General features: G+C 73.1%; 18 protein-coding genes. 6 read left to right on the top strand and 12 right to left on the bottom strand.

Features of this window, described 5'->3' with window-relative positions; all coding sequences use genetic code 11:
- Positions 1-30 precede the first annotated feature (30 nt).
- From CK485_RS12895 to lepA, 3 genes are all read right to left on the bottom strand, one after another.
- Positions 31-1,914 (bottom strand): AMP-dependent synthetase/ligase, encoded by a 1,884-nt coding sequence (locus CK485_RS12895; protein WP_109450062.1) that lies wholly within the window; start codon positions 1,912-1,914, stop codon positions 31-33.
- Positions 1,915-2,193: 279 nt separating this feature from the next.
- On the bottom strand, positions 2,194-2,601 hold the full coding sequence (locus tag CK485_RS12890) for a hypothetical protein (RefSeq protein ID WP_109450060.1): 408 nt from the start codon (positions 2,599-2,601) through the stop codon (positions 2,194-2,196).
- 358 nt (positions 2,602-2,959) lie between these two features.
- Positions 2,960-4,831, bottom strand: a complete 1,872-nt coding sequence (lepA, locus tag CK485_RS12885; RefSeq protein ID WP_109450058.1) for a translation elongation factor 4 — start codon at positions 4,829-4,831, stop codon at positions 2,960-2,962.
- A 227-nt stretch (positions 4,832-5,058) separates the two neighbouring features.
- Here lepA and rpsT point away from each other — a divergent pair, with 227 nt between their 5' ends.
- Complete coding sequence (gene rpsT, locus CK485_RS12880; protein ID WP_109450056.1) at positions 5,059-5,325, top strand: 30S ribosomal protein S20; 267 nt, start codon at positions 5,059-5,061, stop codon at positions 5,323-5,325.
- Positions 5,326-5,993: 668 nt separating this feature from the next.
- Here the strand turns inward: rpsT and holA are convergent.
- Entirely contained in the window at positions 5,994-6,980 is a 987-nt protein-coding gene (gene holA, locus CK485_RS12875; protein ID WP_109450054.1) for a DNA polymerase III subunit delta, read from the bottom strand.
- A gap of 90 nt (positions 6,981-7,070) precedes the next feature.
- On the opposite strand from holA, the gene CK485_RS12870 reads away from it, so the two are divergent.
- Complete coding sequence (locus tag CK485_RS12870; RefSeq protein WP_241968321.1) at positions 7,071-7,316, top strand: hypothetical protein; 246 nt, start codon at positions 7,071-7,073, stop codon at positions 7,314-7,316.
- Positions 7,317-7,415: 99 nt separating this feature from the next.
- Here the strand turns inward: CK485_RS12870 and CK485_RS12865 are convergent, their stop codons facing one another.
- The 6 genes from CK485_RS12865 to CK485_RS12840 all read right to left on the bottom strand — a co-directional run bounded on the left by CK485_RS12865 (position 7,416) and on the right by CK485_RS12840 (position 18,317).
- Complete coding sequence (locus tag CK485_RS12865) at positions 7,416-10,001, bottom strand: ComEC/Rec2 family competence protein (protein WP_109450050.1); 2,586 nt, start codon at positions 9,999-10,001, stop codon at positions 7,416-7,418.
- Positions 9,998-10,705, bottom strand: coding sequence for a ComEA family DNA-binding protein (locus CK485_RS29610; RefSeq protein WP_241968448.1), 708 nt, complete (start codon positions 10,703-10,705; stop codon positions 9,998-10,000). Before CK485_RS29610 ends, CK485_RS12865 begins: the two co-directional genes overlap by 4 nt.
- Positions 10,706-11,289: 584 nt before the next feature.
- A complete protein-coding gene (locus CK485_RS12855) occupies positions 11,290-12,153 on the bottom strand; it encodes a DegV family protein (RefSeq protein ID WP_109450049.1) in 864 nt (287 codons plus the stop codon).
- 187 nt (positions 12,154-12,340) lie between these two features.
- Positions 12,341-12,931 carry a hypothetical protein gene (locus CK485_RS12850; protein WP_109450047.1) on the bottom strand — a complete coding sequence of 197 codons (591 nt, stop codon included), beginning with the start codon at positions 12,929-12,931 and terminating at the stop codon, positions 12,341-12,343.
- A gap of 183 nt (positions 12,932-13,114) precedes the next feature.
- Entirely contained in the window at positions 13,115-15,994 is a 2,880-nt protein-coding gene (leuS, locus tag CK485_RS12845) for a leucine--tRNA ligase (protein ID WP_109450045.1), read from the bottom strand.
- Between the two features lie 310 nt (positions 15,995-16,304).
- Positions 16,305-18,317 carry a S53 family peptidase gene (locus tag CK485_RS12840; RefSeq protein ID WP_109450044.1) on the bottom strand — a complete coding sequence of 671 codons (2,013 nt, stop codon included), beginning with the start codon at positions 18,315-18,317 and terminating at the stop codon, positions 16,305-16,307.
- 536 nt (positions 18,318-18,853) lie between these two features.
- On the opposite strand from CK485_RS12840, the gene CK485_RS29040 reads away from it, so the two are divergent.
- From CK485_RS29040 to CK485_RS12820, 4 genes are all read left to right on the top strand, one after another.
- Complete coding sequence (locus CK485_RS29040) at positions 18,854-20,503, top strand: hypothetical protein (protein ID WP_199239330.1); 1,650 nt, start codon at positions 18,854-18,856, stop codon at positions 20,501-20,503.
- Positions 20,504-20,550: 47 nt separating this feature from the next.
- Positions 20,551-22,005 carry an NADH-quinone oxidoreductase subunit NuoF family protein gene (locus CK485_RS12830; RefSeq protein WP_109452902.1) on the top strand — a complete coding sequence of 485 codons (1,455 nt, stop codon included), beginning with the start codon at positions 20,551-20,553 and terminating at the stop codon, positions 22,003-22,005.
- 216 nt (positions 22,006-22,221) lie between these two features.
- Entirely contained in the window at positions 22,222-22,623 is a 402-nt protein-coding gene (locus CK485_RS12825; protein WP_199239329.1) for an SH3 domain-containing protein, read from the top strand.
- 88 nt (positions 22,624-22,711) lie between these two features.
- The gene (locus CK485_RS12820; RefSeq protein WP_109450042.1) at positions 22,712-23,023 is read left to right on the top strand and encodes a nuclear transport factor 2 family protein; all 312 of its coding nucleotides are present in this window, start codon (positions 22,712-22,714) and stop codon (positions 23,021-23,023) included.
- Between the two features lie 201 nt (positions 23,024-23,224).
- Here the strand turns inward: CK485_RS12820 and CK485_RS12815 are convergent, their stop codons facing one another.
- Entirely contained in the window at positions 23,225-24,895 is a 1,671-nt protein-coding gene (locus tag CK485_RS12815; protein ID WP_109452900.1) for a beta-1,3-glucanase family protein, read from the bottom strand.
- Between the two features lie 191 nt (positions 24,896-25,086).
- Positions 25,087-26,808 carry a chloride channel protein gene (locus tag CK485_RS12810; RefSeq protein WP_199239426.1) on the bottom strand — a complete coding sequence of 574 codons (1,722 nt, stop codon included), beginning with the start codon at positions 26,806-26,808 and terminating at the stop codon, positions 25,087-25,089.
- Positions 26,809-26,851: the final 43 nt, after the last annotated feature.

Below are 26,851 nucleotides of genomic sequence, written 5' to 3'. Positions count from 1 at the left end.
CGGGCGGCCCCGGTCCCGCGCGCCGCGGGGCTACGCCTCGCGCGCGCCCTCGTACATCTCGTCGATCAGGGGCTGGAACTCCCGCTCCACCACCGGCCGCTTCAGCTTCAGGCTCGGGGTCAGCTCGCCGTGCTCGACCGTGAGGTCCCTCGGCAGCAGGCGGAACTTCTTGATCGTCTGCCAGCGCTGGAGGTCGGCGTTGACGCGGTCCACGTAGCCCTGCATCAGCTCGCGCGCGCCCTCGCTCGCGACGACCTCCGCGTACGGCTTGCCCTCCTGGCCGTGCTCCTTGGCCCAGGTCATGATCGTCGGCTCGTCGAGCGCGATCAGCGCCGTGCAGAAGTTGCGGTTGGCGCCGATGACCAGGACGTTGCTGACGAACGGGCAGACCGCCTTGAACTGGCCCTCGACCTCGGCGGGCGAGATGTACTTGCCGCCCGAGGTCTTGATCAGGTCCTTCTTGCGGTCGGTGATGCGCAGGAAGCCGTCCTCCGACAGCTCGCCGATGTCCCCGGTGTGGAACCAGCCGTCCGGCTCCAGCACCTCCTCGGTCTTCTCCGGCAGACCGTGGTAGCCCTGCATGATGCCCGGGCCGCGCAGCAGGATCTCGCCGTCCTCCGCGATGCGCACCTCGGTGCCGGGCAGCGGCTTGCCCACCGTGCCGGTGCGGTACGCCTCGCCCGGGTTGACGAAGCTGGCGGCGGAGGACTCGGTCAGTCCGTAGCCCTCCAGGATGTGGATGCCGGCGCCGGAGAAGAAGTAGCCGATCTCCGGCGCGAGCGCGGCGGAGCCGGACACGCAGGCCCGCAGCCGCCCGCCGAACGCCTCGCGGATCTTTGCGTACACCAGCTTGTCGGCGACCGCGTGCTTGACCGACAGGCCGAGCGGGACCGAGGGGTTGCCGGTCGCCCTGCGGTTCTCCTGGGAGACCTTGGCGTACTCCCGGGCGATCCCGGCGGCCCACTGGAAGATCCGGTACTTGGCCGCGCCGCCCTCGCGGGCCTTGGCGGCCACCCCGTTGTAGACCTTCTCGAAGATGCGGGGCACGGCGGCCATGTAGGTGGGCTGGACGACCGGCAGGTTCTCGATGATCTTGTCGACCCGGCCGTCGACCGCGGTGATGTGGCCGATCTCGATCTGGCCCGCGGTGAGCACCTTGCCGAAGACGTGCGCGAGCGGCAGCCACAGGTACTGCACGTCCTCCGGGCCGAGCAGGCCGGTGGAGGCGATCGCCTTGGCCATGTACGACCAGCAGTCGTGCGGCAGCCGCACGCCCTTGGGCCGGCCGGTGGTGCCGGAGGTGTAGATGAGGGTGGCCAGCTGGTCGGCGGTGATTCCCGCCACCGTCTCCTTGATGGCCTGCGGGTGCGTCTCCAGGTACGTGGCGCCGCGCCGCTCCAGTTCCTCCAGCGTCAGCACCCAGCCGTCGTCGGCCGTGCCCTCGGGCACCGCGGAGGCGTCGATCACCACGACGTGTGCCAGCTCGGGCAGCTCGGCACGGCGCTCACGGGCCTTGGCCAGCTGCCCGGCGTCCTCCGCGAACAGCACCCGGCTGCCGGAGTCGGCGAGGATGAAGCCCGACTCGTCGGCGTTGGTGCTGGGGTAGATGGTGGTCGTGGCCGCGCCGGCGCACAGGATGCCGAGGTCGGTCAGCAGCCACTCCACGCGGGTGCCGCAGGCGATCGCGACGCGCTCCTCCGGCCGTACGCCCAGGTCCATCAGGCCCGCGGCGATGGCGTCGACGCGCTGCGCGGCCTGGCTCCAGTTCAGTGACCGCCACTGATCGGGACCGCCGCCCTGCGCGGGCACCGGGTACCGGTACGCCTCGTGATCGGGGGTGGCCTCGACCCTCTGGAGGAAGAGGTGGGCCACGGAGGGCGGCCGGTTCTCGATCATTGGCTGTGTCTGCGTCACGAAAACCTCCGGGGCCCGCTCATTGCTAGTGACTCGCCAGTAACCTTTAGGCAGCCATCAGGGTAGACGCCGATCTCGCGGCATGTAAGGCCTGAACGCCCGTCGGAGTGCGGTTGTTCAAACCGTGACGAGCGAGGTGAGTGCCATGTACATACTTCGCCCCCCATGCGCCGCCGGGGCCTAACGGAAGCGTTTCCGCACGCCGCCGGGCGTCCACGGGGAGGTCCGGCTGGGCCCGGCGAGGCCCGGCGGCGGTGGCGGACGCGAGGCCCGGTGGTGTCAGCGGTGGCCGATGGGCAGGCCGCCGAGGAGGCCGGTGGCCTGGTGGGACCGGACCTGGCCACCCTGCGGGACCGCGCCGTGGTGGGCGCCGGCGTGCGCGGGGGCGACGTGGGTGGGACGCGGGGTCTGCTGGACCGCGTGGCACAACTCCTTGACGCCGTCCACCCGCCCGGTGCCGTTGCCGACGTTGTTGAAGACCTTCGGCAGCGCCCCGGTGGCCACCACGTTGCGGCCGACGTCGCCGACATCGCGCAGCGCGCACTCCGCGCCCTGGTTGACGCTGAGGTGGCCGCCGTCGAAGTCGTCGGCGAGCGCGGGCGATGCCGCCGACACCGCCGCGCCCAGCGCCAGCGCCGAGCCCGTCGCGACGAACAGCGCCCGCCTGGCCATCGAGGAGTCAGTCATACCGCGGATCCCTTCTGGCGCCGCGCCCGTCGCGCCGCTGCCACCGTGCGTAACGGTTCGGGCTCGCGCCCGTTACGGCCTGCGGCGCCCCTGAACGCGGCGCGCCGCCCGAACGCGGTGCACCCGAAAGGGGTGCGCCCGCAGGGCGCCCGAAAGGGACGCGGGGAACTGCGCGCTCAGCCGACCACCGGCCTGCGGCCGACGAACGACGGGCGAACGCCGTCCCCCGGGCCTCGGATCCGCTGTGGCTGGTCGCGCAGTTCCCCGCGCCCCTGATGGTGGCCGTCTTCGCTGTGCCCCTACGTGGTGGCCGTCGTCTCCGCGTCCCTACGTGGGTACCGGGGGCCCTGCGAAGGGGCTACTTCTTGGCCTTCGCCGTGTCGCCGTCGTCCGTGGAGAGCGCGGCGATGAACGCCTCCTGCGGGACCTCGACGTTGCCGACCATCTTCATCCGCTTCTTGCCCTCCTTCTGCTTCTCCAGCAGCTTGCGCTTGCGGGAGATGTCGCCGCCGTAGCACTTGGCCAGCACGTCCTTGCGGATCGCGCGGACCGTCTCACGGGCGATGACGCGGCTGCCGATGGCGGCCTGGATGGGCACCTCGAACTGCTGGCGCGGGATCAGCTCGCGCAGCTTCCCCGCCATGCGCACGCCGTACGCGTACGCCTTGTCCTTGTGCAGGATCGCGGAGAACGCGTCGACCTTGTCGCCGTGCAGCAGGATGTCGACCTTGACCAGCTCGGAGGTCTGCTCGCCGGTCGGCTCGTAGTCCAGCGAGGCGTAGCCGCGGGTCTTGGACTTCAGCTGGTCGAAGAAGTCGAAGACGATCTCGGCGAGCGGCAGCGTGTAGCGCAGTTCGACGCGGTCCTCGGACAGGTAGTCCATGCCCAGCAGCGCGCCGCGGCGGCTCTGGCACAGCTCCATGATCGCGCCGACGAACTCGCTGGGAGCCAGCACGGTGGCGCGCACCACGGGCTCGAAGACCTCGTTGATCTTGCCGACCGGGAACTCGCTGGGGTTGGTGACGGTGTGCTCGGAACCGTCCTCCATGATCACGCGGTAGACCACGTTGGGCGCGGTCGCGATCAGGTCGAGGCCGAACTCGCGCTCCAGCCGCTCGCGGATCACGTCGAGGTGGAGCAGACCGAGGAAGCCGACGCGGAAGCCGAAGCCGAGCGCGGCGGAGGTCTCCGGCTCGTAGACCAGGGCGGCGTCGTTGAGCTGGAGCTTGTCGAGGGCGTCGCGCAGCTCCGGGTAGTCCGAGCCGTCCAGCGGGTACAGGCCGGAGAACACCATCGGCTTGGGGTCCTTGTAACCGCCCAGCGGCACGGTGGCGCCCTTGTGCAGTTGGGTGACGGTGTCGCCGACCTTCGACTGGCGCACGTCCTTGACGCCGGTGATCAGGTAGCCCACCTCGCCGACGCCGAGGCCGTCGGAGGCGGCCATCTCCGGCGCGGAGACGCCGATCTCCAGCAGCTCGTGGGCGGCGCCGGTGGACATCATCTGGATGCGCTCGCGCCGGGAGAGCTGGCCGTCGACCACCTTCACGTAGGTGACGACGCCGCGGTACGAGTCGTAGACCGAGTCGAAGATCATCGCGCGGGCGGGGGCGTTCGCGTCGCCGACCGGGGCCGGGACCTGCCGGACGACCTCGTCCAGCAGCTCGGCGACGCCGTCGCCGGTCTTGGCGCTCACCTTGAGCACGTCGGAGGTGTCGCAGCCGATGATGTGCGCCAGCTCGGCGGCGTACTTCTCGGGCTGCGCGGCCGGCAGGTCGATCTTGTTGAGCACCGGGATGATCGTCAGATCGTTCTCCAGCGCCAGGTACAGGTTGGCGAGGGTCTGCGCCTCGATGCCCTGGGCGGCGTCCACCAGCAGGATCGTGCCCTCGCAGGCGGCCAGCGAACGGGAGACCTCGTAGGTGAAGTCCACGTGGCCCGGGGTGTCGATCATGTTGAGGACGTGCGTGGTGCCCTGGCCGTCACCGGTGGTCGGCGCCCAGGGCAGCCGGACCGCCTGCGACTTGATCGTGATGCCGCGCTCACGCTCGATGTCCATGCGGTCCAGGTACTGAGCGCGCATCTGCCGCTGCTCGACCACACCGGTCAGCTGGAGCATCCGGTCGGCGAGCGTGGACTTGCCGTGGTCGATGTGCGCGATGATGCAGAAGTTGCGGATCAGCGCCGGGTCGGTACGGCTCGGCTCCGGCACGTGGGAAGGGGTCGCGGGCACGCAGGGTCCTGTTTCTCTAGGCGCCTTGGTGGGGCGCCTGTCGCCTGTGGTCGGATCGATACGTAGCCTCCATAGTCCCATGACCGCGGGGGCGAGCGGGGCGCCGGGCGGGCGGGTGACCGGTTTGGGCGCGCTGAGGGCCTGCTGGTAGCCTGGACCACTGTGCCTCGTGCCGTCTTCCGCGCGGGGCGCTCCTCACGAAACCATCGATCTACCAGAGGCTCTACGTGGCGAACATCAAGTCCCAGATCAAGCGGATCAAGACCAACGAGAAGGCCCGGCAGCGCAACAAGGCCGTCAAGTCCGAGCTGAAGACCGCCATCCGCCGCACCCGCGAGGCCGTCGAGTCCGGCGACGCCGCCAAGGCCGCCGAGGCCGCGCGCGCCGCTTCGCGCAAGCTGGACAAGGCCGTCAGCAAGGGCGTCATCCACAGCAACCAGGCCGCCAACAAGAAGTCGGCCCTGGCCAAGTCGGTCGCCTCCGTCCAGGCTTGATCCTCCCGCTTCATCTTGCTCGACCGCCTCGATCTGCTCGATCGCGCTGCTTGATTGATCTCTCTCTGTTCGATCGGCCCGATCGTGTGTGATCCGGGCACGGACCGGGTCCCGTCGAGGGCTCGCTCCGGCTCCTGAAGCCCTGTCCCGGGACGACTTCCACCGCGGGTTTCCGCGCGAAGCGACGTCCGGGACCACCCCGCCGGTACGGATTCAGCGGACCCTCTCAACCGCTCCGGCCCGGCACCACCTCGGGCGGCTCCGCCGCCCGGTCTCGCGCCGCACGCGGCCTGCGTTCGCCACGCGGGTGCGGCGCACCGGATGTACACCGAAGGTCCTTCCCCCGTCATTCCCCGACGGGAGGGAGGGCCTTCGGCGTTTTTTCGGGGGGTGGGGGCGGGGGCGGGCGGTTGGGGAGCGGGGTTTTTCCGGGGGGCGCGGGCGGGCGGTTGAGGAGCGGGCGGACTACGGGGGCGGGCGGAACGGCGTCAGTGGCGGGGGACGGCGGCGGGGGTGGCGTCGGCGGGGCGCACGGCCGGCGGGCAAGTCGGCGGGGCGCACGGCGGGCAAGGTCGGCGGGCAGGCGTCAGCCGTGGGGCTCCCAGGGACGTCGGGCGGCAGTCGCTCGTCAACCATTGATCAACCATCAACTGTTGATCAATGGTTGATCAACTGCGCGAGCGAGCCGCGCGGGCGATCGTGACGACCGCCTTCTCCAGCGCGTACGCGGGATCCGCGGCGGCGCCCTTGACCGCGGCGTCGGCTTCGGCGACCGCGCGCAACGCGGCGGCCACGCCGTCCCCGGTCCACCCGCGCATCTGCTGGCGCACGCGGTCGATCTTCCACGGCGGCATGCCCAGCTCCCGGGCGAGGTCGGCGGGGCGGGCGCCGCGCGGGGCGGTGGCGAGCTTGCCGATGGCACGGACCCCGGACGCCAGCGCGAACGTGATCCCCGGCAGCGGCTGGCCCACCGCGAGCGCCCAGCGCAACCGCTCCAGCGCATCGACGGCCCGGCCGGTGACCGCGAGGTCGGCCACCTCGAAGCCGGTGGCCTCGGCGCGGCCGGTGTAGTAGCGGGCGACCACGGCGTCGTCGATCGTGCCGTCGACGTCGGCGGCGAGCTGGGAGCAGGCGGAGGCGAGTTCGCGCAGGTCGCTGCCGATCGCGTCGACCAGCGACTGGCACGCCTCCGGGGTGGCGGAACGGCCCGCGGTGCGGAACTCCGCTCGCACGAAGGCGAGTCGGTCCGCGGGCTTGGTCATCTTCGGGCAGGCCACCTCGCGCGCCCCGGCCTTGCGGGCGGCGTCCAGCAGGCCCTTGCCCTTGGCGCCGCCCGCGTGCAGCAGGACGAGGGTGATCTCCTCGGCGGGGGCGTCCAGGTACGCCTTGACGTCCTTGATGGTGTCCGCCGACAGGTCCTGGGCGTTGCGCACGACGATGACCTTGCGCTCGGCGAAGAGCGAGGGGCTCACCAACTCGGCCAGCGTGCCGGGCTGGAGGGCCTCGGGCGCGAGGTCGCGCACGTCGGTGTCCGCGTCGGCGGCGCGCGCGGCGGCCACCACCTCGGCCACGGCGCGGTCGAGCAGCAGGTCTTCCTGCCCCACCGCCAGGGTGACGGGGGCCAGCAGGTCGTCGGTCGCAGTCTTCTTCGCCATCGCGCTCCAGCATCCCACGGAGCACTGACAACCGGGACCGGGACCGGGACCGGCTGCCGGTCCACCGGAGGCGTATCGCAGAATGTGCAGGTGAACGCTGTGAGACATCTGTTGGTACTGCCGGACCGGGACGCCGCGAGAGACGCGGCCGAGGCCGCCGCGGAACGGTTCGACCTGGAGGACGACCCCCAGGTCGTCCGTGAGGCCCTGGCGGGCGATGACGACGCCGAGGACGCCCAGTGGCTGGTCGTCATCGAGGACCCGGCATCCGCGCTGACCCACGCCGACCTGGACGCGCTGGCCTGCGAGTACGACGGCTGGCACGAGGAGGAATGACCCGCCGCACCGCCTGCCCCGGGTTCCGGAGCGACCGGCGGCGGTGCGGCGGAGGGACCCGGGGGGCGCGGGCGGTGCGCCGCGAGGTTGTTGTGAGCGTCACGCGTTCCTCCCCTCCGTGATCACCCTCAGGTCCTCGGGCCGGTCGCCGGTCACCGCGATCGGGCCGTCGGTGTCGGTGCGCAGGACCACGGCGCCCTCGGCTCTCAGGGCGGTGACCGTGCGGGGCGCCGGGTGCCCGTAGGTGTTGCCCGCGCCCACCGAGATCAGCGCCAGGCGGGGGCGGAGTCTGCGCAGCAGGTCGGGGTCCTGGTAGGCCGAGCCGTGGTGGGCGACTTTCAGTACGTCCACCTCGGGCAGGCCGGGGTCGCGGGCCAGCAGCTCCCGCTGCGCGTCGGGCTCCAGGTCGCCCAGCAGTATGACGGTTAGGCCGCCCGCCCTGACCAGCATGGCGACGCTGGCGTCGTTGGGGTCGTCCCCCGGCAGTTCGTCGACCGACGCCGGCGGCCACAGCACCTGCCACGACAGGTCCCCGATCCGGCGCCGCTCCCCCGCGACCGCCCGCAGCAACGGAACGTGCGCCGCGCCCGCCAGCCGTCGTACGAACGCCGCCTCCCGGGCGGGGAGTTCGAGGCCGGTGGTCTCGATGGCGCCGACCCGGCGGCCGCTCAGCACACCGGGCAGCCCGGAGACGTGATCGGCGTGATAGTGCGTCAGCACGAGCAACGGGATCGCGTCGACGCCCAGGTCGCGCAGGCATCCGCCGACCGCCGCGGGGTCGGGGCCCGCGTCCACCACGACCGCGGAACCGGCGCCCGCGTTGAGCACCAGCGCGTCGCCCTGCCCGACGTCGCAGGCGGCCAGTCTCCAGTCCCGCGGCGGCCAGCCGGTGGTCAGCCGGGTGAGCGGCGCCGGACGCGCCACGGCGACCACCAGCAGCACCACGAGTGCCCCGCACGCCCACGGACGCCGCAAGGCGCCGCGGGCCAGGGGGAGCACCGCGCAGGTGACCGCCGCCAGCGACAGCCCGCCCACCCAGCCACCGGGCCAGTCCACGCCCGCGCCGGGCAGCTCCGCCCCCCGGCGCGCCACCGCGGCCACCCACCCCGCGGGCCAGCCCGCCAGCCACGCCAGCGCCTTGGCCGCCCCCATCGACAGCGGTGCGGCGGCCAGCGCACCGAAACCGAGCACCGTGGCCGGCGCCACGGCCAGCTCCGCCAGCAGGTTGCACGGGATCGCCACCAGGCTGACGTGCGCGGCGATCACGACGACCAGCGGGGCGCAGCACACCTGTGCCGCCGCTGCCGCCGCCAGCGCCTCCGCCAGATGGTGCGGCACCCGGCGCCGGACCAGCGCCTCCCGCCATCCCGGCGCCACCACCAGCAACGCGGCGGTGGCCAGCGCCGACAGCGCGAAACCGTAGGAGCGGGCCAGCCACGGGTCGTACAGGACGAGGGCGGTCACCGCCGCCGCCAGCGCGGGCAGCAGCGCCCTGCGGCGTCCCGTGCCGATCGCCAGCAGGGTGATCAGGCCGCAGGCGGCGGCTCTGAGCACACTGGGTTCGGGGCGGCACAGCACCACGAACCCCACGGTCAGCAGCCCGCCCAGCACCGCCGTCGCCCGCAGCGGCAGCCCGAGCCGGGCGGCGACGCCCTTGCGCTCGGCCCGGGTGGCGAGCGCGGGCGGACCGATCAGCAGGGCCAGCAGGATCGTCAGGTTGGAACCGCTCACCGCCAGGATGTGCGCCAGATCGGTGGCCTCGAACGCATCCTGGAGCTCGGGGGTCACCCGCGAGGTGTCGCCGACCACCAGGCCGGGCAGCAACGCCCTTGCGTCCTGCGGCAGTTGGTCGGTGGCGGTCCTCAGGTCCGCGCGCAGGGCTCCCGCGACGCGCTGGACGGCCGTCGGCGGCCGGGTCACCTTCGGCGGCCCTGTCGCGCGCAGCACGGCGGCCGTCCGGTCACCCGGCTCGGTCACCGGGGCCACGCGCACAGCCGACGTGAGACGGGTGGAGGGCAGCAGGCGCAGCCACCGGTCCGTGCTCGGACCGGAGTCGACGACAAGCAGCACCGGGGTGCGCACGGCGGTGGTCCGGCCGTCCTCGGTGACTCGGTCCACCTCCGCCTCGACGACGACCGAGGGCGGCGCCTGACTCGTCCCCAGGACCCTCGGACGCCCCCGCCGTGGATCTCCGGTGAGTGTCAACTCCACGGTGGCACGGCCGTGTCGAGCGGCCAGGGCCGGCAGCGGGCCGCGCCGCGACCCGGCCGCGTCCAGCCCGGCCACCCCCGCCGCCGCGCCCGCGCACAGCAGGGTGGCCGCCACGAGCCCGCACACTCCCCCGCGGGCCCCCGCAGCGAACCGGCCCGGCACCGCGGCCCCCGACCGACCGGCTCGCCCGCCGCGCACCCGCAGGAGGCACAGCACCAGGCCGGCCGTCACGCAGCCCGCCGTCGCCAGTGCCACCGCACCGGCCGGGGCGGTCAGTGCCACGGCTGCCGCGAGCCAGGTGGCCAGCGCGGGCGCGACCAGCCGCAGGTCGGCCGGGGCCTCGGGCCGAGCGTCATGGGGCTCGCCCGTCGCGTGTGGGCCGTGTTCGTTCGCCTCCGGGTGACCACCGCGCCCCACGTCTCCCGGCGGCCGGCGACCGGGCTCGGGCGCGCGGGGCCGCGTCGCGGTGCTCATGGCCTTACCAGCGGCTGGAGTTCCTGGAAGCGGCGTTCGCCGACCCCGGTCACCTGGCGCAACTGGTTGACGGAGGTGAAGCCGCCGTGCTGGTTGCGGTAGTCGATGATGCGCTGCGCCAGCACCGGACCGACGCCGGGGAGCGCGTCCAGCTGCGCTTCCGTCGCACTGCCCAGGCTGACCGGCCCGCCGGGGGCACCCGGCGCCCCCGCAGCCGCGGCGCCGGCTGCCGCGCCTGGCTGCCCCCCGCCCGAGGGCGCCGCCGCCTGCGGTCCGCCGACCACGATCTGCTCACCGTCCACCAGCGGGCGGGCCAGGTTGACGGTGCCGGTGTCGACTCCGGGCAGCGCTCCTCCCGCGGCGGTGAGCGCGTCCAGCACCCGGGAGCCGGGCGGCAGCCGCAGGACGCCGGGCCTGCGGACCTTGCCGCTGACGTCCACGACCAGCACGGCACCGCTCGCCGAGGCGCTCGGCGTCGCGGCACGCGCGACGTCGGGCGGTCCACCGGACGGCCTGGACGTGGCGTCCTCGGTGGACATGGCCGCCCGGGTGACGGGCGGCACCGCGATCGCGCGCGGGCGGCCGGCCCAGAAGTGGTGCACGCCGAAGGCGACCGCGATCACCAGCACCCCGGCCAGGGCGGCGACCGTGCGCGGTTCCATGCCGCATCTCAACTGGAGCCACACCGGCAGCCGTTCGTACACGGCCTCGCGCCACCTCACTCGCCACCGCGCGCCCGCCGCCCCTCCGGAGCCGGTTCCGACGCCACCGCCGATTCCGACACCACCACCGCCGACGACGCCACCGCCGACCGAGCCACTGCCCGGGTCCGTCCACTCCGCGCCCTCACCGCGCTCCGCGACCCGCCGCCCCCGTACGCCTACCGGCGGCCCGAACAGCGCCTCCGCCCGCCGCGCGCCGCCGTCAGCCCGCCCCGCGAGCTCACTCCACCCCGCACTCTGCCCCCGTCCCGCCCGCTCGCTCCGTCCCGCCTGCTCGCTCCGCCCCCCGTGCTCACTCCACCCCGCACTCTCCCCTCGTCCCGCTCCGGCGAAATGTCCCGTGTGATCCCCGGCCTGCCCCAGCCCCAGGCCGGTAGCCCATTGCGTTCCCATGGACACTGACCGTAGGCGCGTTCGCGCGACCCCGGTCCGGGCGGTGGATTTCCGTGGACGAGGCGGGAGTTGTGGACAACTCCGTCACCCTCGCGAGGGAACCCGGGGAGCCTTACGGAGGGAACCCGGCGAGCCTTAGGAGGGGACCCGGGAAGCCTTACGGCAGACGGCCCTCACCGTCGCGACACGACCGCCCCCAGCAACCCCGGACCCGTGTGCGCGCCGATCACCGCGCCGACCTCGCTGACGTGCAGCTCGCCCAGCCCCTGGACCCGGTCACGCAGCCGGTCCGCCAGGGCCCCGGCGCGTTCCGGCGCGGCGAGGTGATGGACGGCGATGTCCACCTTGGCCGCGTCGCCCGGACCGCTGACGCCCGCCCGTTCGGCCACGATCTCCTCCAGCCGCGCGACGGCCCGCGACGCGGTGCGCACCTTCTCCAGCAACTGGATCCGCCCGTCGGCGAGTTGGAGGAGCGGCTTGACCGCGAGCGCCGAACCGAGCAGCGCCTGCGCCGCCCCGATCCGGCCGCCCCGGCGCAGGTAGTCGAGGGTGTCGACGTAGAAGTACGCGGAGGTGTCCGCCGCCCGCCGTTCGGCGGCACGCACCACCTCGTCCACCGTCGCGCCCGCCTGCGCCGCCTCGGCGGCGGCCAGCACGGGAAAGCCCAGTGCCATCGCCACCATCCCGGTGTCCACCACGCGCACCGGGACTTCGGCCCCGGCCGCGGCCGCGCACGCCGCGTCGTACGTGCCGGAGAACTCGGCGGACAGGTGCAGCGACACGATCGCTCCCGCCCCGGTCGCGGCGGCCGCGCGGTAGGCGGCGGCGAACTCCTCCGGGTTCGGGCGGGAGGTGCTGACCGGCTTCCTGCGCTGCAACGCGGTGGCGACCGAACGCGCCGAGACCTCGGTGCCCTCCTCCAGCGCCTCGTCGCCGATGATCACGGTGAGCGGGACGACCGCGATGCGGTGGTGGGTCAGCGCCTCCTGCGGCAGATAGGCCGTGGAATCGGTCACGATCGCGACATGGGCGGACATGGCCGCGAGATTACCGGCCTACGGCCGAGGCCGACAGTAGTACCCGCCCGCGAACGGACCGGTCCGCTCCGCCCGGGCGGCCCCGACGGCCACCCCGATCGCGGCGCGGCATCACGGCGCCGACCCCGAAAGCCTCCGCCCCTCACGCCCGCCCCCCGCCGCTCCTCCACGCCCGGCTTCCGAGCGCTCAGCGCCGCGCGTCCGGCCCCTCCGCGTTCAGCGCGCGCGTTCCCTCCGCCGGGACCCAGTGCCGCAGGGCGCCCGCCTCCAGCTCGATCTGACGGCCCAGCGCCGCGAGTTCGTCGTCCGCGAACTGCCGGGCGCGGTCCTGCGCCGCCCAGCGCAGCGAGTCGGCGGAGTGCGTGACCCGTTCGGTGCGCTCACGCAGCTCGGGCAGCCGGGCGCCGACCCGGGCGCGGTCCGGTTCGCGTTCCAGCGCCCGCAGCTCGTCATCGAGCGCGTGGGCGTGCTCGCGCAGCCGCTCCAGCAGGCCCAGCGCCTCCTTCAGCGACGGGTCGTCCGCGACGGAGCCCTCCAGCGCCTCCCGGGTGCCGATGATCGACTGCCGCAGGCTCAGCCGCATCGAGGCCAGCTCGCCGAAGGCGCCCGGCTGGGCGCGCTTGGCCCGCAGGGTCGTCTCGGTGACCACGCGGCGCGCCTGGGCCCCGGTGCGCTCGACCCCGCGACGTACCGCGCGCACGGTCTTGACCGTGGCGACCACCCCGAGCGCGAAGAGCGTGAGGAGGAACAGCACGATCACGATGAGGACGGCTTCCATGGGCGCTCCCCTGGCGGCTGAAGGCGTTCGGTGGGCACGGCCCCGGCGGACCGCGTGCGGCGACCACGACGGCCCGACGGCCGGGACCCGCCCCTTCACCGTAAACGCAAAGGGCCGGCCGCGGGTTCCGTACGGACCCGCAGCCGGCCCCCAGCGACCCCCTAAGGGATCACGGGAAGATCCTCACGCCGGGACGATGTTCACCAGCTTCGGCGCCCGGACGATCACCTTGCGGATGGCCGCGCCGTCCAGCGCCGCGACGACCGCCTCGTCGGCCAGCGCCAGCGCCTCCAGCTCCGCTTCGGCGATGCCGGGCGGCACCTCCAGACGGGCCTTGACCTTGCCCTTGACCTGCACGACGCAGGTGACCGTCTCGTCCTGGACCAGCGCCGGGTCGGCGACCGGGTAGTGCGCGTAGGCCAGCGAGCCGGTGTGGCCCAGCCGGGACCACAGCTCCTCGGCGACGTGCGGCGCCAGCGGGGCCACCAGCAGCACCATCGCCTCGGCGACCGTGCGCGGCACCCGCTCCAGCTTGGTGACGTGGTTGTTCAGCTCGGTGGCCTTGGCGATCGCGGTGTTGAAGCGCAGGTTCGCCATGTCCGTGCGGATGCCGTCGATCGCCTTGTGCAGCGCGCGCAGGGTCTCCTCGGACGGCTCGTCGTCCACGACGGTGACCTCGCCGGTCTCCTCGTCGACGACGTTGCGCCACAGCCGCTGCAGGAAGCGGTACGAGCCGACGACCGCGCGGGTGTCCCACGGGCGGGAGACGTCCAGCGGGCCCATCGCCATCTCGTACAGCCGCAGCGTGTCGGCGCCGTACTCCGCGCAGATCTCGTCCGGGGTGACCGCGTTCTTCAGGGACTTGCCCATCTTGCCCAGCTCGCGCCGGACCCGCTCGCCCTCGAAGTAGTACTCCCCGTCGCGCTCGACGACCTCGGCGGCCGGCACCGGGAAGCCGCGGGCGTCACGGTAGACGTACGCCTGGATCATGCCCTGGTTGTACAGCTTGTGGAACGGCTCGTACGACGAGACGTGGCCCAGGTCGTGCAGCACCTTGTGCCAGAAGCGCGCGTACAGCAGGTGCAGCACGGCGTGCTCGGCGCCGCCGATGTACAGGTCGACGCCACCCGCCGGCTGGCCTTCGCGCGGGCCCATCCAGTACGCCTCGACGGCCGGGTCGACCATCTCCTCGGTGTTGCGCGGGTCCAGGTAGCGCAGCTCGTACCAGCAGGAACCGGCCCAGTTGGGCATGGTGTTGGTCTCGCGGCGGTACGGCTTGGGGCCGTCGCCCAGGTCCAGGGTGACGTTGACCCAGTCCTCGTTGCGCGACAGCGGGGTCTCCGGCGAGGTGTCGGCGTCGTCGGGGTCGAAGGTGCGCGGACTGTAGTCCTCGACCTCGGGCAGCTGCACCGGCAGCATCGACTCCGGCAGCGCGTGCGCCACGCCGTCCTCGTCGTAGACGACCGGGAACGGCTCGCCCCAGTAGCGCTGGCGGCTGAACAGCCAGTCGCGCAGGCGGTAGTTGACGGTGCCCTCGCCGATGCCGCGTTCGGTCAGCCACGCGGTCATGGCGGCCTTGGCCTCGGGAACGGTCAGGCCGTCCAGCGAGATCGTCCCGGACGCGGAGTTGACGATGCGCGCCTCGTGGGAGTCGAAGGCGTCGGGCCACTCGGCGGTGTCCTGGCCGCGGCCGTCGGACGGCTCGACGACGCAGCGCATCGGCAGCTCGAAGGCGCGGGCGAAGGCGAAGTCGCGCGAGTCGTGCGCGGGGACGGCCATGATCGCGCCGGTGCCGTAGCCCATCAGCACGTAGTCGGCGATGAAGACCGGCACCAGTTCGCCGCTGACCGGGTTGACCGCGAACGCGCCGGTGAAGACGCCGGTCTTCTCCTTCGCCTCGGCCTGCCGCTCGACGTCGGACTTGGCGGCGGCCTGCTTGCGGTAGGCGGCGACGGCCTCCGCGGGCGTGGCGTGGCCGCCGGTCCACACCGGGTGGGTGGCCTCCGGCCAGGCGTCGGGGACGATGGCGTCGACCAGGTCGTGCTCGGGGGCCAGCACCATGTAGGTGGCGCCGAACAGGGTGTCCTGGCGGGTGGTGAAGACGGTGATCGCCGCGTCGCCGTCACCGGTGACGTGGACGGGGAAGTCGATGCGGGCGCCTTCGGAGCGGCCGATCCAGTTGCGCTGTTGCAGCTTGATCGCCTCGGGCCAGTCCAGCGCGTCCAGGTCGTCCAGCAGCCGGTCGGCGTAGGCGGTGATGCGCATCATCCACTGGCGCAGCTTGGCCTTGAAGACCGGGAAGTTGCCGCGCTCGGAGCGGCCGTCCGCGGTGACCTCCTCGTTGGCCAGCACGGTGCCCAGGCCGGGACACCAGTTGACCGGCGACTCGGAGGCGTAGGCCAGCCGGTACTCACCCAGGACGTCGGCGCGCTCGGCGGCGGTCAGCGCCTCCCAGGGGCGGCCGTCGGGGGTGGGCCGGGCGCCGGAGGTGAACTGCTCGACCAGCTCGGCGATGGGCCGGGCCCTGCGCGCCTCGGGGTCGTACCAGGAGTTGAAGATCTGCAGGAAGATCCACTGGGTCCACTTGTAGTACTCCGGGTCGATCGTGGCGATCGAGCGGCGCTTGTCGTGGGCCAGGCCCAGGCGGCGCAGCTGCGCGCGCATGGTGGTGATGTTGGCCTCGGTGGTGATCCGTGGGTGCGTGCCGGTCTGCACCGCGTACTGCTCGGCGGGCAGGCCGAACGCGTCGAAGCCCAGGGTGTGCAGGACGTTGTGGCCGGTCATGCGCTGGAAGCGGCCGAAGACGTCGGTGGCGATGTAGCCCAGCGGGTGGCCGACGTGCAGCCCCGCGCCCGAGGGGTACGGGAACATGTCCATGATGAACTTCTTGGGGCGCGAGGTGACGTCCTCGGGGCCGCCCAGTTCGCCGCCGCCCGGGTTGGGCGCCTCGAAGGTGCCTTCCCGCTCCCAGCGGTCCTGCCAGCCGGCCTCGATGCGCGCGGCCAGCTGAGCGGTGTAGCGGTGGGGGGCGGTCGCCTCTGCGGCGGAGGTGGTCTCGCTCATGTCCCTCGAAGCTCCATCGATGTCATGACAGGCGCAGGCCGGTCGCGTCTGGTCCTACGGAAACGTCCGGAAACGAAAAATCCCCTCACGCAGGAGGGGACGCCGCGACTGACCTGGTGCTGGATACCTTGGGTCAGCGCGGCCCGGTAAGCAGAAGGCGTACGGCACGCATGTGGCACAGGGTACCCCAGCCGCGCAAGGGCCCGCACCGGAGTGTCCGGTGCGGGCCCCGTGCGACGTTCACCGCGTGCCGTCCCGGCGCTCGGGAAGAGCCGTCACGGCGTGCGGCGTACCGCTTCGCGGGTGGTGCTCAGTGCTTGCCGGGGACGTACGACTTCACGTAGCCCGCACCCGGGGTGCCGACGCCGGTGACGTTGTCGTAGCCGACGGTGGCGTGCAGCGAGCTGTCGGTGCCGAGGGTGCGCAGCGAGGTGATCAGGCCGCCGCTGGCGTCGATGCTGTTGGCGAAGTCGACGCGGACGTCGGCGATGCCCTTGCCCTGACCCAGCGGGTGGTCGGTCACGTCGTGGAACGCGGGCGTGCCGTACCGCTCGTAGATCGACGGGTTGGCGAAGCCGATCGGCACGCCGCCCTGGGCCTGCTGGGCCAGCGCCTGGACGGCGGCGGTCACCGGGCAGGCCAGCGAGGTGCCGCCGATGCGGTACTCGCTGTACTTGATCGACTTGTCCGGGAAGCTCTGCGACTGGCCGACCAGGAAGCCGGTGGTCGGGTCGGCGACCGCGGAGATGTCCGGGATGACGCGCATCGGGGACTTGGTGCCGTTGGCCTCGCTGAGCGAGGTCGGCACGACGCCGCGCTGGTAGAACGGCTGGCTGTAGAGGGTGCTGGTGCCGCCGCCCGCGCCGGAGCTGAAGGTGCCGGGGAAGCCGGTCCAGGACTTGCCGTCGGCCGACAGCACCGACTTGTCGGTGCCCCAGCCGGTCTCCCACTCGTACGTGTTCCCCTTGCCGACGGCGAGCGAGGTGCCGCCGACCGCGGTGGCCCACGGGGAGTCGGAGGGGGCGCCGATGTCCTTCTTGCCGCTGGCCGCGACGTAGTCGCCGTCGTCACCGGAGGAGAAGTAGAAGCCGATGCCCTCGACCGCGCCCTGCTCGAAGACCTGGTCGTAGGCGGCCGTCGAGTCGGGGGTGGCGTTGGACTCGACGTCGCTCCAGGAGTTGGAGACGATGTCGGCCAGGTGGCTGTCGACGACCTTGGACAGGGCGTCGAGCAGGTCCGGGTCGTTGCAGGAGGCCGCGCCGACGTAGGTGATGTCGGCGGCCGGGGCCACCGCGTGCACCGCCTCGACGTCCAGGGTCTCCTCGCCGTACCAGCCGGCCGCGCCGCACTGGTTGGGCGCGGTGCTGTTGTAGCTGCCGGGCAGGACCTGGGTCAGCTGGCCCTTCTTGTACGGGGCGTCGCCGTTGCGCTTGGCGTACTCGGCGGCGTCCTGGGCGATGTACGGCGAGGCGTACGCGTCGGTGATCGCCACCGTCACGCCCTTGCCGGTGTACTTGCCCGCGCCGTAGGCGGCACGCAGCTGCTTGCCGGTGTAGCCCTTGATCGCGTAGGGCGCCTTGGAGCCGAACGCGGACGGCAGCTTGTTGTCGGTGTTCGAGCCGTAGTACGTGGAGAACGGACCGGCGTTCTTGAACACCGCGGAGGGCGGCGGCAGCTGGTCGCCCGGGGTGGACGCGCCCGGGGTCGTGCCGTTGGTGGCGGCGCCGACGGTGGCGTCGGTCTGGGCCTTGGCCGGGGCGTTGTTCAGACCGGTGACGGTCAGCACGGCGCCGTTCAGCGAGGCGGGCACCGTGGCCGAGGCGGACGGCGCGTGGTAGACGTGGCCGCCCACCGAGTAGTTGTGCAGCTGGACGTTGAACGCCTTCTCGACGGACGTCCGGTCGCCGGAGACCGACACGTAGTGCTGGTTGGAGCCGGTGACCTTCAGGCCCGACGACTTCAGCCAGGCGGTGACCTCGGCGATCTGCTGCTTGGTGGCGCCGAAGCGGGCCTGGGCCTGCTTGGCGGACAGGTACTTGTGGTAGCTCGCCGAGCTGGGGTCGGAGACCGCTTGCGCGTAGGCGGCGAGGCCCTTGGCGTCACCGGCCAGGTAGACGCGCAGATCGACCTTGGTGGAGGCGGCGGCCGTACCGTGGTCGGCGTTGGACGTGGCCCAGGACGGCTTGGTGTTGGCGATCACCTGGCGCCCGTGCGCCGTGTCGGCCTGGGCGTTGGGTATGCCCATCGCCAGTGCGCCGGCGACCAGCGGCAGGGTTGCCGCCACCGCCAGTCCGGCGCGAGTTCTAGAGCGGACAAGCTTCATGAAACCCCCAGCGAAACGGATCGTCGCGTAAATGCGTCGCGTCGCTTGGTCGAGATGCGTCGCGAACCGCGGAGCGGGTTCACCGGATACCGGTGAGGTACCTCCGCACAAAGCGAAACTCTGTCGCTGATCTGTCCACGTCAGGGACATGATCCGTTCAAGAAATGGTCAAGTGAAAGTAATGGCTGAGAAGTTGGCGCAGGCCCGTCCGTACTGAACGGTCCCTGGTAGGACGCTGGGGAAAGGTTCCGCCACCCGGTTCGACGGACGTCAACTCCGCTCCGTAGAGCATCAATTGACATGACGTTAGCAGTGTGACGGCCCACACGAACGCAGTTGCGGCAAGCCTGGTGCCATACCTGCGGTAGCGGCTTAGCGTCAGCCATCAACTCCCCCGTATCCCCCAACGGCTGCCGGAGAAAACCACCATGCGCATCAACCCTCAACACGGCGGCGGGGGCAGGCGGCGGCGCGCTTCGTCCGCATCCTCCCCCACATCCACCCCGCGGTCCGCTTTCGCGGTGTTCTCCTCTTTCGTGAAGTCCACACAGTTCGCGAATCCGTCGGCGTCCACGAAGTCCGGGGCCTCCTCGCCGCCTTCGCGGTACTCCCCCACTGCGCCCTTAAGAGCGCTGGAGCGGTACGCGCCGTGGACGGCCCGGCTGCTCGGGCCGGCCGGAACGCCCGGCGCGGGCGGCCCGGCCGCCGCCTCCCGGATACCCGCCGGCGTGCTGCTCACCGTCACCGCGGCCGTCGTCGTGGTGCTCGCCCTCGTGCCGGCGACGGGCTCGGGACCGCGGCGCTTCCTCGACTACGGCGCGGGCGTGTTCACCCTCGTCTCGCTGACCTCCACGGTCGTCTACGGCTTGATGTGCACCGGCACCTCGCTGCTCGGCCCGCGCCACCGCATCGCCACGCAGGCGCTGCACCGGGCCACCGCCGTGGCCGCGTTCGGCTTCCTGATCCTGCACGTGTCGGTGAAGGTCGGCGAGGCGCACGTCTCCCTCGTGGCGGCTCTCGTGCCGTTCAGCGGAGGGCGCGAGCGGTTCCTCATCGGTCTCGGCGTGGTGGCCGGCTACCTGCTGGTCCTGTCCGTCGCCACCGGAGTGCTGCGCGGCGCGTTCGCGGCACGCGGGCACGCCGGGCGCTGGCGGATGCTGCACGCGTGCGCCTACCCGGCGTGGTTCACCGGCCTGCTGCACGGGCTCAAGGCGGGCCGCTCGGCGGCGGGCTGGGTCAACGCCTCCTACATCCTGTGCGTCATCGGCGTGTGCGTGGCGCTGGTGGTCCGCTGGCGGACGCACGTGCGCGACGGCGCCGTGATGGACCGGCCCGCGGTCTGCCGCACCGCTGACGCGGGACGTTCGGCGGGACCGTCCCGGCTGGGCGCCCCGGGGCGGGGGCTCGCGGCGGTACGCCATCGCGCGGGCGCGGGGGCACGCCGCGCGGCGGGCGGAGTGCGGCGCGGGGCCCGCGGGCGCGGCGGGGGAACGAGGGCCGGTGCGGCGGCGGGACTCGCGGCGGGCACGGGACTCGCGCCGGACGCCGGGCAGGCCGCGGGCGCGGGCCTGTCAGCCGGGGCGGGACTCGGTTCCGGCCTGACCGGCGGTGCGGGGCTCGGCGGCGGCATACCCGGCGGCGGCATACCCGGCGCGCGCACGGCCGCCGACGACCTGACCGGCCAGGCCCCCGGGTACAGCGGGCCCGCAGGCTCCTTCGGCCGGGCGGCGCACGCCCCCGCGGCCCCGGACCCGTTCGGCGCCGATCAGGGCGCCTACGGCGCGCACAGCGCTCACGGCGCGCACGGCGCGGAGAGCCTCCCCGGCACGGGGCTGACGGAGGTTCCCGCCCCCGGCATCGGCCACGCCCCTCACCCGGCACCCGCCTCCGCCTACGCCACGGACCCGTACGGGGTCCACGAGCCCGCCCCGGCGCACGAGACCCGGCACGCCTACGGCCTCGACGAGCCACAGGCGTTCGGCCACACCGCGGAACCCCAGGAGGCTCCCGACGCGCGCGCCGCCCACGCCGACCCGTGGAGCGCCGGGCCCCGGCCGGGCGAGCCCTGGAGCGCCCCGTCGGGCGCCGGCCCGCGCGGCGGCGAGCCGTGGAGCGACGCCACGCACCAGCCCTCCGCCGCCACGCCCGCGAGCGACCCCCTCCCCCACAGCGAAGGCCACCGGTGAACCTGCCCGCACGGACCTCCACCCCTCCGCCCGACGCGCCGCTCGCCGTGCACACCCTCGGAGTGCCCCGGCTGACCGCCGGGTTCGACATCGCCTCGCGGCTCGACCTGGCCACCCACCACTCCGTGCACGGCACGCTGCCGCTGCTTCCGGCGGCCGAGGTCGAGACGCTCGCCGAGTCGATCGACCTGCGCGGTCGCGGCGGCGCCGCCTTCCCGTTCGCCCGCAAGCTGCGCGCGGTGGCCACCGCCGCGCGGGCGCGCTCGTGCCGTACGGCCGTCGTCGTCAACGGCTGCGAGGGCGAGCCCGCCTGCCGCAAGGACACCGCGCTGCTGACCCGGTCGCCGCACCTGGTGCTGGACGGCGCGCTGCTCGTCGCCGAGGCCCTCGGCGCGGAACGCCTGATCGTCGCGGTCACCCGCGACCCGCTGGAGGCCTCCGTACGGGCCGCGTTGGAGGAACGCGGCCTGGACGACCGGCGCGGTCGCACGTTGCGGGCGCAGGTGCTGCGCATGCCGGAGCGCTTCGTTTCGGGCGAGGCCAGTTCCATCATCCGCGGCGCCAACGACGAGGTGCCGCTGCCAGCGGGCCGCCGCACGCACGCCAGCGAGTCCGGCGTCGACGGCCTGCCCACGCTGCTGTCCAACACCGAGACGTACGCCCAACTCGCCGTCGCCGCGCGCCTGGGCGCCGCCCGCTACGCCCACGCGGGTACGCCGGAGGAGCCCGGGACGGTACTGCTGACGGTGACCGGTTCCGTGCCGCGTCCGATGCTGGTCGAGGTGCCCAGCGGGGTGCCGCTCAGCTACGTGCTGCACGCCTGCGGCTCGGGGATCGGGCAGGGGGTGCTGGTCGGCGGCTACCACGGCGGCTGGCTCGACCCCAGCGCGGCGTCGGTCGCCGCGGTGTCCCGGGCCGGGATGAACGCGCACGGCGCGACGCTCGGCGCGGGCGGGGTGGCACCGCTGTCCCCCGAACTGTGCCCGCTGGGCGAGACGTTGCGGGTCGCCCAGTGGCTGGCGGCGGAGTCGGCGGCCCAGTGCGGTCCGTGCCGCCTGGGCCTGCCGAGCGTCGCCGCCGCGCTGTCGGAGGTGCTCGGGGGCGGCGGGCAGGCCGCGCTGGAGGCGTTGCGGCGGGTCGCGCAGACCGTCCGCAGGCGCGGTGCCTGCTCGCATCCGGACGGCACCTCCCGCTTCGTGCGCTCCGCGCTCGCCGTCTTCACCGACGACCTGGCGGCGCACGTGCTGGGCGGCGGCTGCGGGCGCCCGGTGACCGGGGTGCTGCCGCTGCCGCGCGAGGAGCCGACCGAGCAGTTGATGGTCGACTGGACGCTCTGCGACGGGCACGGCCTGTGCGCGGACATCCTTCCGGAGGTCATCAGGCTCGATCCGGACGGCTACCCGGCGCTGGCCAACATGGCGCTGCCGGCCCACCTGAAGACCCAGGCGCTGCGCGCGATCCGCCGCTGCCCGGCGCTGGCGCTGCGGCTGGAGGAGCACTGACGCGGTGAGGGGGGCGCGCGGTCCGGCGGCGCGGCGTGCTGCCCGGTGCGCGGTGGCCGCCGGGGTGAACGCGGCCACCGCGCACGGCGCACGCCCCGCACGGGCGCTGGGCCATCCGGGCGAATCGCCACAACCTCCGTCGTAGCGCCTCGTTGAGGATGCGTTGTCCCAGGACAACACCTCTCGTCCTGTTCCTCACCAGAGGAGGTCTTCTCGATGGCGTTCACTTCCAGCCGCCGGTTCGCGGCGGTCGCCACGGCGACGGTGGCCCTAGCCGGTTCCCTGCTGACCGCGACCCCGGCGCTCGCCGCCCCGCCGCAGCCGTACGGCACGGTGATCAGCCCCAGCGGGGTCGTCGAGCGGGAGCTGCCCAGCACGAGCGCGGCCCGCCTCGGCGCCCTGCCGTACCACGCCCAGGTCGGCCTGCGCTGCAAGGTCCACGGCCAGCGGGTCGACGGCAACGACCTGTGGTACCAGCTGCGCGACCGCGTTCACGGCCGCGTCGCCTGGGTCGCCGCGCGCTACGTGCGCAACACCGGCACGGTGCCGTTCTGCCCGTCCCGTCCCCGCCTGACCTGGAAGGAGATGACCTCGGTCGAGCAGGGCCCGCTGGGCTGACAGCGAGGGCCCGGGCGCACGAGCCCCACCCGGCACCCGGGCCCGTCGGCAGCCTCCCTTCCCCCGGCAGACGCTTTCGGGAGACTCGATGACCAACGCGTTGGACCCGGTCGTGGCGAAGTTCGTCGACGCCCTCGACTCCGGTGATCAGCAGGGCTTGTTCGCCCTGCTCACCGACGACGCGACGATGAGCGACGACGGCGACGAGCGCGACCTGCGGCAGTGGATCGACAGCGAGGCCTTCGGCAGCGACGGCCGGATGGACGTCGAATCGGTGTCGGACGGCGGCCGTTCGCTGGTGGCCGACTACACCAACAGCCGCTGGGGTTCCATGCGCACCGCCTGGCGCTTCGAGGTCCGGGGTGACAAGATCGCCCGCTTCGAGACCGGCCAGGCCTGACCGACGCGGCCGCGCTCCGGCAGCGGCCACCTCGCCGACGCGCCGTCCCTCGACGCCTGCCTGGCCGGCCATCACCCCTGGGCGCCCTCGCCCGAGGCGCGGGCCCTGAGCGACGTTCCGACCGCTCGCGTTCGCACGCCAAGGCGCCGGTGCCCCGAACGAGGCGCCGGCGCCGGTCCGTTCCCTGGCGGCGGGGACGGATCAGTGGGTGAACGCGAACCAGTTGACGTTCACGAAGTCCGAACTGCTGCCCGCGAACACCAGGTAGAGGTCGTGGACGCCGGTGGCCGGGGCCACGATGTTGGCGGGCACGGTCTGCCAGGACTGCCAGCCGCCGTTGTTGGCGAAGTCGATCTCCGCGATCTTCGTGCCGGTGGTGCTGTCGAGGCGGACCTGTATCGCGCCGCTGACCCCCGAGCCCGCTCCGGAGGCGAGGCGGGCGGTGAACTGGTTCGGCGAGCTCGAACCGAAGTCCACCGACGCGTACTTGAGCCAGTCGCCGGCCGAGATCCAGCCGACGTCGGAGCCGCCGCCGGAGTCGGAGCAGGCCTCGGTGCCGGTGCCGCTCTGCGCGGTGTACGACTCTGCCTGGATGGTGGTGTAGGCGCTGGTCGTCCCGCCTCCCCCGCCACCATTGTTGCCGCCGCCCCCGGCGCCTGAACCGAGCGCGATCGTCCAGGAGGTGGGCGCCGGGTCCTGGAGGTGGCCGTCGACGGGCGCGGCACCGGTGGGGCCGACATCGTCGTAGGGGAACGCGTAGCCGATGCTGGCGTACTGGTGGACCAGCCGCGCGTAGTGGTTGGTGGTCGCGTTCTGGTAGTACTGCGCGGGCGTGATCCCGTCGGGCTGGTTCTCGCCGCCGGACACCAGCAGGGTGCTGCGGTTGAGCGCGGCGGCGAGGCGGGCGGCGACCGCGCCGCGCGCGTCGGAGCCGGAGTTGTACAGCGGCCCGCTGGCGCAGCCGAAGATGTCGGCGGCGCTGGGCTTGGTGAACGGCACCCCGTCGTCGTTCAGGCCGGAGAAGACGATGGCGTCGCCCTGGACGGTGCCGGAGTAGGAGCCGATGCTGCCCTGGCCGTTGACGGTCAGCGTGGTGCTCGCGTAGTGGCTCCAGACCTGGTCGAGGTAGTCGTCCCAGTAGCCGCCGAAGTCCACCGGCGAGTGGCTGGGCGCCAGGACGCGCAGGACCGCGCCGGAGGAGTCGGTGGCCACCAGCTGGTCCCAGGGGGCGCCGTCGGAGGCGTGCTGGGACTTCAGGCCGGAGGCGATGGAGGCGAGCGCGCCGTCGGGCAGCGGGCTGACCGACTGGTTGCCCGCGCTGCCGGTGCTGGCCATGGAGACCGGCAGCGTCACCATGTCGACGTAGGAGATGTTCGCGTACAGGTTGGCGCTGTTGTACGTGAACTCGCAGAACGTCCAGTGCGTCTGCCAGTTGGGGTCGGAGCTGACGAACCCGGGCTGCACGAGGCCGGGCGGGGAGCCGGGGTTGACGAAGAACTGGATCTTCTGGCCGACGGAGAACCAGACGCGGCCGCCGATGACGTAGTCCGTGAGCGTCACCTTGGTGGCGGCCGAGCCGGAGGCACCGAGCGGTATGGAGTAGTCGGCGATGGGCGTCACCGTCGAGGAGGGGTTCGGCAGCCGGTTGACGGTGCCGTCCGCGGAGACGAAGACGGGCCAGCCGCTGCTGTCCGAGCCGCTGATGTACGCGTAGACGGTGTCGCTGTCGGAGTTGTTCACGAGCGACACCGGCAGCGAGGCACCGGCCGCGGTCGCGCCGCGCGTGAAGGGCGACAGCGGGGAGAAGGGCGACAGGGCGGCGGCGGTCGCCGTGGCGCCGGCCGCCGTCAGGAAGGAACGTCGGGAGACCACGCAGTCCTCCATAAGGGGGGATGGGAGGATCGGGACAGAACACGGGGTGGGGGGATGGGTTCTGCCGGCTTCTGTGCGGTCGTGACGTTAATTGGAGCAGACCAATCAGGGCAAGGGTTCGGAGGCGGAACCACAGCCGTGACGCGCGGCGCAACGCCGGTCGCGCGCACGGCCGTTGGCGCCGCCCGGCGTCATGCCGGGTCCGGTGCCGCCTTCGGCCGCGCCGCCGCTCCTGACTCCGGGCCGCGGTGCATCGCGGTGAGGATGCTCTGGTGGGTGACCCAGCCGATGAGCCGGGAGCCCGTCTCGTCCAGCACCGGCAGGCCGGCCCCGTCCGCGGTGACGAGGGCGTCCAGCGCGTCGGACAGGTCGGTCGCCGCACCCACCGGCTTGGGCAGGTGGGTGATCGAACTCACCGGCGCCGCCGTGCCGGTCTCGCCCGCGAGGGTCTCGGCGGCCGTTCTGGCGGTGGCGGTGCCCAGGTAGGTGTCGCCGTCGGTGACGACGGGCAGCACGCCGTGCGGCGAGCGCACCAGCGCGTCCACGGCGTCCGCCAGCGGCATGGCACCGGCCAGCGGACGCGGGACCGGCTCCATCACCGCCTCGACGGTGACCCCGGCCAGCGGCGCGTGCGCGGGCTGCTCGTCGAGGTCGATCCCCCGGCGGCGCAGTTTCAGGGTGTAGATCGTGTCGTTCGACAGCCAGCGGCTCACCCCCGTGGCGAGCACGATCGCGGCCATCAGCGGCAGGATGATCGAGTACTCACCGGTCAGCTCGAACATGATGATCACGGCGGTGATCGGCGCCCGGGCCGCGCCGGCGAACACCGCGCCCATCCCGATCAGCCCGTACGCGCCCACCGGTCCCGCGATCCCCGGCGCGAGGTGCTGCAACGCGGCACCGTAGCCGGCGCCGAGCATCGCGCCCATGAACAGGGACGGCGCGAACACCCCGCCCGAGCCCCCGATGCCGATGGTCAGACTGGTCGCCACGATCTTGCCGACCAGCAGCACCAGCAGGAAGCCGATCACGTACTTGCCGCTGACCGCGTTCTCCAGCACCGGGTAGCCGACCCCGTACATCTGCGGCAGCACCAGCAGCAGCACGCCGAGCAGCACCCCGCCCACGGCGGGCCGCGCCCACTCCGGCCCCCGCCAGGCCCAGTCGCAGGCGTCCTCCACCCAGTACAGGATCCGGGTGAACCCGACGCCCACCGCACCGGCCAGCAGCCCAAGAGCGGCGAACAGCAGGTACTCCGAGACGTGGTGCACGGCGAACGGCGGCAGGTGGAGGAAGGGCGTGTTGCCGAAGGCGGCGCGGCCGATGACCGAGGAGGTGACCGACGCCAGCACGACAATGCCGAAGGACTCGGCGGTGAAGTCCCGCAGGATCAGCTCCATCGCGAAGAACACGCCTGCCAGCGGGGCGTTGAAGGTGGCCGCGATCCCACCGGCCGCGCCGCACGCGACCAGCACCCGCATCCGGTCCTCGGCGATCCGCACGATCCGCCCCAGCGTGGAGCCGAGCGCGGAGCCGATCTGCACGATCGGCCCCTCCCGGCCGACGGACCCGCCGCCGCCGATGCACAACGCGGACGCCAGCGACTTCACGACCGCGACCTGCGGCGCGATCCGGCCGCCGCGCCGGGCCACCGCGAACATCACCTCGGGCACACCGTGCCCCCGCGCCTCCTTGGCGAACCGGTGCACCAGCGGCCCGTACACCAGACCCGCGAGCACCGGCGCGAGCAGCACGAACCACCGGCCGAGCCCCGGCACGTGCGGGTTGGCCGCGTGACCGGCGGCGGAGTAGTCCGCGTGGCCGGACAGCAGCAGGGTGAAGGTCTTGATCAGCCAGCGGAACGCGATCGCGCCGAGACCGGCGCCCGCGCCGACCACCAGCGCCAGGACCAGCAAGCCGCCCTTCGCCTCGCGCAGCGCCGTCAGGGCCTGGGGA

The organism is Streptomyces sp. ICBB 8177 (assembly GCF_003144095.1).
Lineage (GTDB): Bacteria > Actinomycetota > Actinomycetes > Streptomycetales > Streptomycetaceae > Streptantibioticus_D.
The sequence above is the reverse complement of the archived record's forward strand: the minus strand, read 5'-3'. Positions and strand labels throughout refer to the sequence as shown.

Coding starts and splice junctions, on each gene's coding strand:
- CK485_RS12890 (WP_109450060.1), bottom strand. CDS start 2,601: ATGACTGACTCCTCGATGGCCAGGCGGGCGCTGTTCGTCGCGACGGGC.
- holA (WP_109450054.1), bottom strand. CDS start 6,980: ATGGCGAAGAAGACTGCGACCGACGACCTGCTGGCCCCCGTCACCCTG.
- CK485_RS12865 (WP_109450050.1), bottom strand. CDS start 10,001: ATGAGCACCGCGACGCGGCCCCGCGCGCCCGAGCCCGGTCGCCGGCCG.
- CK485_RS12855 (WP_109450049.1), bottom strand. CDS start 12,153: ATGTCCGCCCATGTCGCGATCGTGACCGATTCCACGGCCTATCTGCCG.
- CK485_RS12850 (WP_109450047.1), bottom strand. CDS start 12,931: ATGGAAGCCGTCCTCATCGTGATCGTGCTGTTCCTCCTCACGCTCTTC.
- leuS (WP_109450045.1), bottom strand. CDS start 15,994: ATGAGCGAGACCACCTCCGCCGCAGAGGCGACCGCCCCCCACCGCTAC.
- CK485_RS12840 (WP_109450044.1), bottom strand. CDS start 18,317: ATGAAGCTTGTCCGCTCTAGAACTCGCGCCGGACTGGCGGTGGCGGCA.
- CK485_RS12825 (WP_199239329.1), top strand. CDS start 22,222: ATGGCGTTCACTTCCAGCCGCCGGTTCGCGGCGGTCGCCACGGCGACG.
- CK485_RS12820 (WP_109450042.1), top strand. CDS start 22,712: ATGACCAACGCGTTGGACCCGGTCGTGGCGAAGTTCGTCGACGCCCTC.